Here is a 12,172-nt window from a genome sequence, read left to right on the forward strand (position 1 = left end):
TGGGGGTTTCCCCCTGTGAGAGTAGGACGTCGCTAGGCAACAAAGAAAGAACCGTATCCAGAGGAACGGTTCTTTTTGTTTTTGAAAAAAAGTCATCTGTACTATGAACATAATGTTTTTTCCGAAATAAACTGTAGTAATGGGGTCATACATAGCAGATTTTGTAGAGGTTTTTGTTTACACTTTAAGAAAGTATAAATTTCTGGCCAGAAGCCAACTCTACGTAGTCGGAAATAGGATATAAGTGCACTACGCCTCTGTCTTCGCCCAAGAGCGTGGCCCACCAATCGGCAAGTTTTCTTTAAGGAAAATATAAAATCTTCTCTTTTAAGAGATTAATGATATGCCAATCTGGAAAGGATAGTGATGCAATGCAAAAGGGTTGCAAAATTCTGAAATACATATATAATTAAAGTCAAAGATAGTCAAAGTCAATAAAGGTGGAGGGTGAATGAGAAATATATCTGATATCATCGAACAGTACTTGAAGCAAATTATTGACTTAAGCGGAAATCAGATTATTGAAATTAAAAGGAGTGAAATTGCTGATAAATTTGAATGTGTTCCTTCTCAAATTAATTATGTAATTAATACGCGTTTTACGATAGAGAGAGGTTTTATCGTAGAGAGCAAAAGAGGAGGAGGAGGCTACATTCGCATTATGAAGGTTAAACTTCATGACGAGGTAGATGTTATACATCAAATGCTTCAACTTGTAAAGAACAGCATTTCACAGTTAAATTCCGAGAGCATTGTAGGTCGTCTTGCAGAAGAAGAGATCATTACCAGCAGGGAAGCGAAATTAATGTTAAGTGTTCTGGATCGATCCGTCCTATTAACAGATTTGCCTTATCGTGATGAGCTTCGTGCTCGTATGCTAAAAGCAATGCTAACAGCTTTAAAGTATAAGTAGTTCCTATTTAAAGGTGGGGATGCACTTTGATATGTCAAGAATGTAATGTAAGACCAGCTGCTTTACATTTCACGAAAATTGTAAATGGTCAAAAAACTGAGTTTCATATTTGTGAGCAATGTGCTCAAGAAAAAGGATATTCATCATTCTTCTCTTCATCAGCAGCTACTTTCTCCTTTAGTAAACTCTTGTCAGGATTATTAAATCATAGTCAAACATCTACAGAAAAACAATCAGATGCTATTTCTAAAGAGGAAGTTCTTTCATGCCGGCAATGTGGTATGACTTATCAAAAATTCACAAAGCTTGGACGTTTTGGATGTGCGGGGTGCTATGAGTCCTTTTTGCCTCATGTGGAACCAATTTTACGCCGTGTTCATAGCGGAAATACAGTACATCAGGGAAAAATTCCAAAACGTATGGGAGGAAATCTTCATTTAAGGAAGGAATTAGATGAGTTAAAGGTGAAATTACAACAGTATATTCACCAAGAAGAGTTTGAGAATGCAGCTACAGTCCGTGATAAAATCCGAAATATTGAAAAGCAATTAAGTGAACATAGAAGGGAGGACTAGTTCTATGTCACTCGATCGCATTATTAATGAGGCTATCAGTCCTTGGATGAGGGAGGATGGTCCAGATTCTGATATTGTGTTAAGTACCCGTATTCGTTTGGCTAGGAACTTAAAAAGTTACACATTTCCGACCCTAATTTCAAATGAGGTTGCTTTGCAAATCATCCACATGTTTGAGAGCACCTTCTCAGGGCAGATGTTGAATCATTTTGGAAATCTCGAAATGTTGAAGATGGAGGATATGCAACCGATTGAGCGTCGCGTACTCATAGAAAAGCATTTGATTAGTCCGGATTTAGCTGAAAACTCCCAAATTGGTGCTTGTCTATTGTCAGAAAATGAACAAATTAGCATTATGATTAATGAGGAAGACCATGTCCGCATACAGTGTCTATTTCCTGGTTTTCAGTTATCAGAGGCATTAGATGTTGCAAATCATGTAGATGATTATCTTGAGCAGCATGTAGAGTATGCATTCGATGAAAAGAGAGGATATTTGACAAGCTGCCCTACCAATGTGGGGACTGGACTTCGTGCTTCAGTTATGATGCATTTGCCGGCGTTAGTCCTAACGCAGCAAATGAATCGAATTGTTCCCGCCATTAATCAGCTAGGTTTAGTTGTCCGCGGTATTTATGGAGAAGGAAGTGAAGCGTTAGGGAATATATTTCAAGTCTCTAACCAAATTACATTGGGTAAATCCGAACAAGACATTGTTGAGGATTTAAAAAGTGTAGTGCAGCAGCTTGTCCAACAGGAACGCAGTGCGCGAGAATACCTTGTTAAAACATGGGGTATTCAGCTTGAGGATAAAGTTTATCGTTCATACGGTATACTCTCTCATAGTCGTTTGATTGAATCGGGAGAAGCGGCAAATTGCCTTTCCTATGTTCGTCTTGGAATTGATCTAGGATACATTGAAAATCTTTCCCGCAATATTTTGACAGAGTTAATGGTTTTAATGCAGCCTGGTATCTTACAGCAATATACAGGCGGTCCTCTTCATCCAGAGGAACGGGATTTCCGCAGGGCTGCACTTATTCGGGAAAGGCTGTTACTCGAGCAAAATAAAGATAAGTAGGAGGCTGATTCGTATGATGTTTGGAAGATTTACTGAGCGCGCACAGAAAGTGCTGGCATTATCTCAAGAAGAGGCAATTCGTATCGGTCATAATAATATTGGAACTGAGCATATTCTTCTCGGCCTTGTAAGAGAAGGAGAGGGCATTGCTGCAAAAGCGTTACTTGCATTAGGGCTAAGTCCTGAGAAAATTCAAAAAGAAGTAGAGGCTTTAATCGGCAGAGGAACAGAAGTAGCTCAAACGGTTCATTACACGCCGCGCGCTAAAAAGGTAATAGAACTTTCTATGGATGAGGCACGTAAGCTTGGACATTCCTACGTAGGTACAGAACATATTTTATTAGGCTTGATTCGCGAAGGAGAAGGGGTAGCTGCGAGAGTTCTCAATAATCTTGGGGTTAGCTTAAATAAAGCAAGACAGCAAGTGCTTCAGCTTCTTGGAAGCAACGAATCATCCTCTGGTCATCAAGGAGGGGCAGCAGCTAATGCAAATACTCCAACGCTTGATAGTTTAGCTCGTGATTTAACTGCGATTGCTCGTGAAGGACGTTTAGATCCAGTTATCGGCCGCAGTAAGGAAATTCAGCGTGTGATTGAGGTATTAAGCCGCAGAACGAAAAATAATCCTGTTCTAATTGGGGAACCAGGTGTTGGTAAAACTGCAATTGCAGAAGGATTGGCCCAACAAATTATAAACAACGAAGTGCCGGAAACGTTGCGTGATAAGCGTGTTATGACGCTTGATATGGGGACTGTAGTTGCTGGAACGAAGTATCGCGGTGAGTTTGAGGATCGTCTGAAAAAGGTAATGGATGAGATTCGTCAGGCTGCAAATATCATTTTATTTATTGATGAATTGCATACCTTGATTGGTGCAGGAGGAGCAGAAGGTGCTATTGATGCATCTAACATTTTAAAACCGTCCTTAGCCCGTGGAGAACTACAATGCATTGGTGCAACAACACTTGATGAGTATCGTAAATATATTGAGAAAGATGCTGCGTTAGAGCGTCGCTTTCAGCCAATTCAAGTAGATGAGCCAAGTGCTGAAGAATCCGTTCAAATCTTAAAAGGCTTGCGTGATCGTTATGAAGCACATCACCGTGTATCAATTACAGATGATGCAATTGAGGCAGCTGTTAAGTTTTCAGATCGTTACATTACAGATCGTTTCTTGCCAGATAAAGCAATCGATTTAATTGATGAAGCTGCATCTAAGGTTCGTTTACGCTCTTACACTGCTCCTCCAAACCTAAAAGAGCTTGAACAAAAGCTTGAGGAAGTAAGAAAAGAGAAAGATGCCGCGGTACAAAGTCAGGAATTTGAGAAGGCAGCATCCTTGCGTGATACGGAGCAGCGTCTGCGTGAACAGCTAGAAGATACAAAACGTCAGTGGAAAGAACAGCAAGGTAAGGAGAACTCAGAAGTGACTGTAGAGGATATTGCAAACGTCGTATCTACATGGACACGTATTCCTGTTTCTAAGCTGGCTCAGACAGAAACTGATAAACTCTTGAACCTGGAAAACATTCTTCATGATCGTTTAATTGGCCAAGAAGAAGCAGTCGTTGCAGTTGCAAAAGCAGTTCGCCGTGCAAGAGCAGGTTTAAAAGATCCGAAGCGTCCAATCGGCTCCTTCATTTTCCTTGGACCGACGGGTGTTGGTAAAACAGAGCTTGCCCGTGCTTTAGCAGAATCCATGTTTGGTGACGAAGATGCAATGATTCGCGTTGATATGTCTGAGTATATGGAGAAGCATTCTACTTCTCGTCTTGTTGGTTCTCCTCCAGGTTATGTTGGATATGAAGAAGGCGGTCAGCTTACAGAGAAAGTTCGACGCAAGCCGTATTCTGTTATTTTATTAGATGAAGTAGAAAAGGCACATCCGGATGTGTTTAATATCTTATTACAGGTGTTAGAGGATGGGCGTTTGACAGACTCCAAAGGACGTACGGTGGATTTCCGCAACACAATCGTAATTATGACATCCAATGTTGGTGCGGATGCTTTAAAACGCGGGAAGCATCTTGGGTTTAATGTTCAAGATGAAAATGCACAATATAAGGATATGAAGGGCAGAGTTATGGAGGAATTGAAGAAGTCATTCCGTCCAGAGTTCTTAAACCGAATTGATGAAATTATTGTCTTCCATCCGCTAGAGAAAAAGCACATTAAAGAGATTGTAACACTTATGGTGAACCAACTGAAAAAGCGTCTGATTGAACAAGAAATTGATCTGGAGTTAACAGATACCGCCATCGAACAGATTGCTGATAAGGGATTTGATCCAGAGTATGGTGCGCGTCCGTTACGCAGAGCTATCCAAAAGCATGTAGAGGATAGATTGTCTGAGGAACTTCTCAAGGGCACAATTGAGAAAGGACAAAAGGTTGTGCTTGATGCAGAAGGAGAATCATTTGTCATTCGCAGCGCAGAGAAGGTAAAATAGTGGTAGGAATGGAAAAGGGGCTAAGTAGTAGCTCCTTTTCTTACTATATAAGAAAAATATAGCCTTTAGGAAAAATGTTGCTTAAGGAAAGATGTTAATTAAGATATATTAATAAGTAATTTATGATAAAGTCTAGTGATGTCTATTTTCTTACTATTTTTGTTTTTTAAATATAGAAAATTCGGAGAAAATGATAGTATATTTTATGTATAGAAGTGAAGAGGGAAATTGAATGGCGAAGAAAAAAACAAAATTTGTATGTCAAGAATGCGGCTATCAGTCACCGAAATATATGGGGAAATGCCCAGGATGTAGTTCCTGGAATACAATGGTGGAAGAAATAGAAGAGACTATATCGAGCCGACGCCTTACATTTGCAACAGGTGCTCAGACAGAGTTCTCCCAGCCGCGTCCTATTACGCAGGTGGAAACAAAGCTGGAATCCCGTATTGAAACACGTTTTCAAGAGTTTAATCGTGTACTTGGAGGCGGGATTGTTGGCGGCTCCCTTGTATTGATTGGAGGAGACCCAGGGATAGGAAAGTCCACCTTGCTGCTTCAAGTATCATCTCAATTGGCAAATAGTTCTTATAGTGTATTGTATATATCAGGAGAGGAGTCTCCAAAGCAAATTCGCCTTCGCGCAGATCGTTTAGATGTGAGCAGCGACCAATTGTTGGTACTTTCGGAAACAGATTTACAGCGTATTTCTCGATACATAGAAGAATTAAATCCAGCCTTTGTAGTTATTGATTCGATTCAAACAATCCATTTGCCCGAGGTTACGTCAGCACCAGGGAGTGTGGCACAGGTAAGGGAATGTACAGCAGAGCTTATGCGGCTGGCCAAAACGAAAGGAATTCCGATTTTTATCGTTGGGCATGTAACAAAAGAGGGGGCTATTGCAGGTCCGCGTTTACTAGAGCATATGGTAGATGCTGTTTTATATTTCGAAGGCGAGCGTCATCATACATATCGCATTTTAAGGGCTGTTAAAAATCGATTTGGCTCTACAAATGAGATGGGAATTTTTGAGATGAAGGAGCTTGGGCTGCAGGAAGTGTTGAACCCTTCAGAGATTTTTCTGGAGGAGCGCCCTGTAGGAGTAGCCGGCTCAACAGTGGTGGCCTCTATGGAAGGAACCCGCCCTGTTCTTGTAGAAATTCAGGCACTCATTTCTCCTACAAGCTTTGGCAACCCTCGTCGTATGGCAACAGGGATTGACCATAATCGTGTTTCACTTATTATGGCTGTTCTTGAAAAGCGAGCAGGCATGCTGCTCCAGAATCAGGATGCATATTTGAAGGTGGCAGGTGGCCTCAAACTAGATGAACCCGCAATTGATTTGGCAGTTGCTTTAAGTATTGCTTCTAGTTTTCGTGATAAATCTTCAGCTCCTACAGATGTAGTAATTGGAGAAGTTGGCTTGACAGGTGAGGTGCGAAGGGTATCACGAATTGAACAAAGGGTGCAAGAGGCAGCGAAGCTTGGTTTTAAACGAGCGATTATTCCAAATAAAAATTTAGGAGGTTGGAGCACTCCAGAGGGAATTGAAGTTGTTGGAGTATCCAATATAGGAGAGGCCCTTAGATATACGTTAGGAGGATAAAGATGGAGGAAAATAAGCAGCGATCGAAAAGCATCATCAATATTCTGCAACTTGTAGCTCCGGGCACTCCTATACGCGAAGGAATAGATAATGTTCTCCGTGCCCAAACAGGCGGTCTCATTGTACTAGGGTATAATGAACAAATTAAAGGGATTGTTGATGGTGGCTTTCATATTAACTGTTCGTTCTCACCGGCAAGCTTATATGAACTTGCTAAAATGGATGGAGCTCTTATTCTAAATGAAGTGGGCAGCAAGATTTTATTTGCGAATGCCCAGCTTACACCAGACGCTTCCATAGAATCCATTGAGACCGGGATGCGTCATCGGACAGCAGAACGAGTTGCAAAGCAGACAGGAAACCTTGTGGTTGCGATTTCGCAAAGGAGGAATGTAATCACTCTGTACCAAGGAAACTTACGTTATACATTGAGAGATATCGGCGTAATCTTAACTAAGGCCAATCAAGCCATTCAGACTCTAGAGAAATATAAAACTGTCTGGAGCGAAGGAATTACTAATTTAGGTGTATTAGAGTTTGAAGAGGCTGTAACACTCGGAGAGGTGTTACATGTGTTACATATTGTAGAGATGGTGCTTCGTATTAAAAATGAAATCTATAGCTATATTCATGAGCTTGGAACAGAAGGGCGACTCATACGACTGCAACTAGCAGAACTATTATCTGATTTAGAGGAAGAGGCAGCTCTTCTTATTAAGGATTACCATTATGAAAAAACACAAGACCATTACCACATTTTGAAAAAGCTGCAGGACCTATCTAATACAGGATTACTTGAAGATAATGATTTGCTAAGGCTGCTCGGTCACTCTGGCCAAGTTAGTCTTGAAGAAAGCATGATGCCGCGCGGTTATCGAATTCTAGGGAAAATTTCACGTTTGCCGCCTCTTGTGATTGAGAATTTAACCAATAAATTCAAGAATTTGCAAGGTATTTGCCGAGCTTCTCTCGCTGATCTTGATGAGGTAGAAGGAATTGGGGAAGTACGGGCAAAGAAAATACGAGAAGGTCTGAAACGGATTCAAGAGCATCTGTATATGAGCCGGCACAACTAATAATGTAATATTCATATGAAAGTACGATAACATATGAACTTTTTTAAATTGTGGTATGATATATTTGGAAAGGAAATGAAAGGCAGAGAGAATATAGCTTATTTTCTATTTCATGTTTTTGAAAAAATCATACTGTCAATAATGAGTAGGAGGTGGTTGAATGTTAAAACGGATTGTACAGCTATTCTTTTTGGTAGTTGGGGGTGCCTTAGGGATATTTTTGATTCCTACAGTAGCTAAAATGCTTAATATTGGATCCATCCCTGTGCTAGAGGAATCTTATATTCGTGCGATTATTGGTGCAATCGTCTTGTTTGTTACAACATTCTGGCTTGTCGATTATATTGTTCATTTGATTAAATATGTAGAGGAAACTTTAGTTAAAGCGCCGGTGACAGATGTATTATTTGGAAGTGTAGGACTTATTACCGGACTTATATTTGCTTATTTAATTCTTATTCCTATCAAAACTATTACGGTGCAAATTATTAGCACAGTGCTCCAAATCTTTGTTACGCTTTTATTTGGATATTTAGGCTTTCAGGTAGGGTTGAAAAAGAGAAATGAACTTGTAGCGCTTTTCTCCTTACCACAGCGCGTAGTGAAGCGCAAAGGCAATAGTGGAGATGGAGAAGAAGTTGAGGTTGAATTACAGCAAGGAAACTTTAAGATTCTTGATACAAGCGTTATTATTGATGGACGTATTGCAGATATTTGTCAGACAGGTTTTTTAGAAGGTGTAATTCTCATACCACAATTTGTCTTAGCTGAGCTGCAGCACATCGCTGATTCTTCTGATACGCTAAAGCGTAATCGCGGGAGACGCGGCCTGGATATTTTAAATAGGATTCAAAAAGAGCTGCTCATACCAGTAGAAATTTATGAGGGTGATTTTGAGGATATACAGGAGGTTGACAGCAAGCTCGTGAAGCTTGCTAAGGTGATGAACGGAACGGTTATCACAAATGATTTTAACCTGAATAAGGTATCCGAGTTGCAAGGTGTGAAGGTATTAAATATAAATGACCTAGCGAATGCGATTAAGCCTGTAGTGCTTCCAGGAGAGGAATTACGGGTATATGTTGTGAAGGATGGAAAAGAGCATAATCAAGGTGTAGCTTATTTAGACGACGGTACAATGATTGTTGTGGAAGATGGAAGAGAATCTATCGGTTCTCAAATTGATGTTCTTGTTACAAGTGTTTTGCAAACTTCTGCGGGGCGAATGATTTTTGCAAAACGTAAGCTATTAGAGAAAGCATTATAAGCAGAGGGTTGTTATGAGGTATACTTTAATTATTCCAGCAGCGGGACAAGGAAAGCGGATGGGAGCGGGACTAAATAAACTGTTTCTCCCCATCGCTTCCGTACCGCTTATTATTCATACATTGCGCGTATTTGAGAAAGATGAAGCATGTGAACAAATTATTCTTGCTGTTAACGCAGATGAACAACCTGTTTTTGAGCGCTTTATTAAACAATATGATATAAAGAAACAAATTGTATTTGCCATAGGTGGTCAAGAACGGCAGGATAGTGTCTACAATGGACTGCTGCAAGCAGGTAAAGCGTCGTATATTCTTGTGCATGATGGTGCAAGACCCTTTATTACAATAGAAATTATTCAAAGTGTACTAGCGGAGGCGGTGCGGAAGGGCGCCTCCATTTGTGCTGTTCCGGTAAAGGATACGATTAAAAGAGTGGAAGACGGAAGTGTTGTAGAGACGGTAGAACGTTCTAAACTATGGGCTGTTCAAACACCACAGGGGTTTCATCTTTCCACCTTGTCTGAGGCTCATGAGGAAGCTCGTAAGATTGGATATTTAGGAACTGATGATGCCAGTCTTGTGGAGCGGCTTGGAAAAGCTGTCGGAGTTGTATCAGGAAGTTATTTTAATATAAAAGTGACGACTCCAGATGATTTAGTAGTAGCAGAAAGTTTTTTAGCAAGAGGATAGGAGAGATTTTACATGTTTCGAATCGGACAAGGGTTTGATGTACATGCCTTTGCAGAAGGACGGCCTCTTATTATTGGAGGAATTACAATACCTTACGAGAAAGGATTGCTCGGTCATTCTGATGCAGATGTGTTATTACATACGATTGCGGATGCTTGTTTAGGTGCAATTGCAGCAGGAGATATCGGCAAGCATTTTCCAGATACAGATTCTGCCTTTAAGGATGCGGATTCGGCAGTTTTACTACAGCGTGTTTGGGAGATTGTCATTGAGAAAGGGTATGAGCTATGCAATTTAGATTGTACAATTATTGCTCAAAAGCCTAAAATGGCACCTCATATTGAGGCGATGCGTGTACGGATTAGCGAGCTATTGGAAACATCAATTGAAAATATAAATGTAAAAGCAACGACAACAGAAAAGCTTGGTTTTACAGGTCGAGAAGAAGGAGTTGCTTCTCAAGCGGTTGTCCTGTTGAAAAAAAGAGTGTAACCTTATACACTTTGTATCGTACACAATTTAAAACGGAAGGTGTCATACATGTCAAAACGAGTCAGATTACGATATGCTCCGAGTCCAACAGGACATTTACATATCGGAAATACAAGAACAGCGTTGTTTAACTATTTATTTGCGAAAAACCAAGGCGGAGATTTTATTATCCGTATTGAGGATACTGATTTAAAGAGAAATATTGCAGGCGGAGAAGAAAGTCAGCTGCAAAACTTAAAATGGCTTGGCATCGAATGGGATGAGAGCATTGATAAAGAAGGTGCATACGGTCCGTATCGCCAAACAGAGCGTTTGGATATTTATCAAAAATATACAAATGAATTAATGCAGCGGGAAGTAGCGTATCATTGCTATTGTACAGAAGAAGAACTTGAGGCAGAACGGGAAGCGCAGCAGGAGCGCGGTGAAACGCCTCATTATTCAGGGAAATGTCGCCACCTAACACAGGAGCAAAGAGAGGCATTTAAAGCTGAGGGACGAATTCCAAGCATTCGTTTTGCAGTACCGAAGGAGAAGTCCTATACATTTACTGATATGGTAAAAGGAACGATTTCCTTTGATGCAAATGAGATGGGCGACTTTGTTATTGTGAAGAAGGATGGCATCCCTACCTACAATTATGCTGTTGTTATCGATGATCATCTTATGGAAATTACGCATGTGCTTCGCGGAGAAGAGCATATTTCTAATACGCCGAAGCAGTTGATGATTTATGAGGTATTTGGCTGGGAAGCTCCTCAATTTGGTCACATGACGCTTATTGTAAATGAGAATCGAAAGAAATTAAGCAAACGTGATGAATCTGTGATTCAATTTATTCAGCAATATGCTGATCTGGGCTATTTGCCAGAGGCGATGTTTAATTTTATTTGTTTACTTGGATGGTCTCCAGTCGGAGAAGAGGAAATTTTTACGAAGGAACAATTTATTGAAATGTTTGATCCGGCTCGTTTATCTAAATCGCCGGCTGTATTTGATACGCAAAAGCTGAAATGGATGAACAACCAGTACATGAAAAAACAAGAGCTCGATCGTGTGGTAGAGCTTTGTACACCACATCTTATCAAAGCAGGCCGGATTAGTGAAGCTGAAGTACAAACAGATTGGGTTCGCGGACTTGTTGCATTGTATCATGACCAGCTGAGCTATGGTGCAGAGATTGTTGAGTTATCAGAGTTATTTTTCAAGGATGACATTAGCTATGATGAAGAGGCACAAGCTGTTTTAAACGAAGAACAAGTGCCAGAAGTAATGCAAGTATTTTTATCTCAAGTAGAGGCAATTGAAGATTTTACACCAGAGGCTGTGCAGGCGGCGATCAAGGCTGTTCAAAAGCAAACAGGTCAAAAAGGGAAGAAGCTATTTATGCCGATCCGTGTTGCTACAACAGGTCAAACACATGGTCCGGATTTACCAAAAGCAATCTCTCTTCTTGGTAAACAAAAGGTTTCTGCACGAATTCAAAAAGTTATTGGTTAACATTTTTATGTGAGATGCAATATAATAAAAAATACTTAATACACCAATATAAACAGCGAAGAGAAGGAAAAGTAAAAAACCATATTCTTTTCAGAGAGAATCGCCAATGGCTGTGAGCGATTTAAGAATAGGTTTTTGAAGTGCGCCTTTGAGCCTTCTGTTGAAATAAAAGTAGGCAGAAGCGGTGAAGAGCCGTTATGGAAAGCATGAGTGGAGGTCGATTCGGCCTAAACAGAGTGGAACCGCGCTGAAAAGGCGTCTCTGTCGTTTGTACAGAGGCGTCTTTTTTTGTACTTTAAAAAGATACAAATTTCCAGTCGGGAATTTTAGGAATAAAGTGTAACTACGCCTCTGTCATCGCCTATAGGCTCGCCAATCGGCAAGTTTTCTTTACACCTTAAGAAAGTATAAATTTCTAGCTGGAGGGCAATTCGACGTAGTTAGAAATTTTAGGAACAAAGTATAAGTGCAACTATGCCTCTGTCTTCGCCCAAGGGCAGGGCTCGCCAATCGGCAAGT

General features: G+C 40.5%; 10 protein-coding genes and 1 other annotated feature. All 10 genes read left to right on the top strand.

Annotated features, from left to right (window positions below):
• Positions 1-451: 451 nt before the first annotated feature.
• The 10 genes from EP737_RS19985 to gltX all read left to right on the top strand — a co-directional run bounded on the left by EP737_RS19985 (position 452) and on the right by gltX (position 11,653).
• Complete coding sequence (locus tag EP737_RS19985) at positions 452-913, top strand: CtsR family transcriptional regulator (RefSeq protein ID WP_129730262.1); 462 nt, start codon at positions 452-454, stop codon at positions 911-913.
• A 26-nt stretch (positions 914-939) separates the two neighbouring features.
• A complete protein-coding gene (gene mcsA / locus EP737_RS19990) occupies positions 940-1,488 on the top strand; it encodes a protein-arginine kinase activator protein McsA (RefSeq protein WP_129730264.1) in 549 nt (182 codons plus the stop codon).
• A gap of 4 nt (positions 1,489-1,492) precedes the next feature.
• Positions 1,493-2,569, top strand: coding sequence for a protein-arginine kinase McsB (gene mcsB, locus EP737_RS19995; RefSeq protein WP_129730265.1), 1,077 nt, complete (start codon positions 1,493-1,495; stop codon positions 2,567-2,569).
• 13 nt (positions 2,570-2,582) lie between these two features.
• A complete protein-coding gene (gene clpC / locus EP737_RS20000) occupies positions 2,583-5,018 on the top strand; it encodes an ATP-dependent protease ATP-binding subunit ClpC (RefSeq protein ID WP_129730267.1) in 2,436 nt (811 codons plus the stop codon).
• A gap of 232 nt (positions 5,019-5,250) precedes the next feature.
• Positions 5,251-6,627, top strand: coding sequence for a DNA repair protein RadA (gene radA / locus EP737_RS20005; protein ID WP_129730269.1), 1,377 nt, complete (start codon positions 5,251-5,253; stop codon positions 6,625-6,627).
• A 2-nt stretch (positions 6,628-6,629) separates the two neighbouring features.
• Complete coding sequence (disA, locus tag EP737_RS20010; protein WP_129730271.1) at positions 6,630-7,703, top strand: DNA integrity scanning diadenylate cyclase DisA; 1,074 nt, start codon at positions 6,630-6,632, stop codon at positions 7,701-7,703.
• 160 nt (positions 7,704-7,863) lie between these two features.
• The gene (locus EP737_RS20015) at positions 7,864-8,970 is read left to right on the top strand and encodes a PIN/TRAM domain-containing protein (RefSeq protein WP_129730273.1); all 1,107 of its coding nucleotides are present in this window, start codon (positions 7,864-7,866) and stop codon (positions 8,968-8,970) included.
• Positions 8,971-8,983: 13 nt separating this feature from the next.
• Positions 8,984-9,661: a 2-C-methyl-D-erythritol 4-phosphate cytidylyltransferase gene (gene ispD, locus EP737_RS20020; RefSeq protein WP_129730275.1), complete on the top strand. Its 678-nt coding sequence runs from the start codon at positions 8,984-8,986 to the stop codon at positions 9,659-9,661.
• Positions 9,662-9,673: 12 nt separating this feature from the next.
• A complete protein-coding gene (gene ispF / locus EP737_RS20025) occupies positions 9,674-10,153 on the top strand; it encodes a 2-C-methyl-D-erythritol 2,4-cyclodiphosphate synthase (RefSeq protein ID WP_129730277.1) in 480 nt (159 codons plus the stop codon).
• Between the two features lie 48 nt (positions 10,154-10,201).
• Entirely contained in the window at positions 10,202-11,653 is a 1,452-nt protein-coding gene (gene gltX, locus EP737_RS20030; protein ID WP_129730279.1) for a glutamate--tRNA ligase, read from the top strand.
• Between the two features lie 49 nt (positions 11,654-11,702).
• Positions 11,703-11,919, top strand: a binding site (T-box leader).
• The last annotated feature ends 253 nt before the right edge of the window (positions 11,920-12,172 follow it).

Origin of the sequence: Ectobacillus funiculus (assembly GCF_004138295.1) — a bacterium.
GTDB lineage: Bacteria > Bacillota > Bacilli > Bacillales > Bacillaceae_G > Ectobacillus > Ectobacillus funiculus.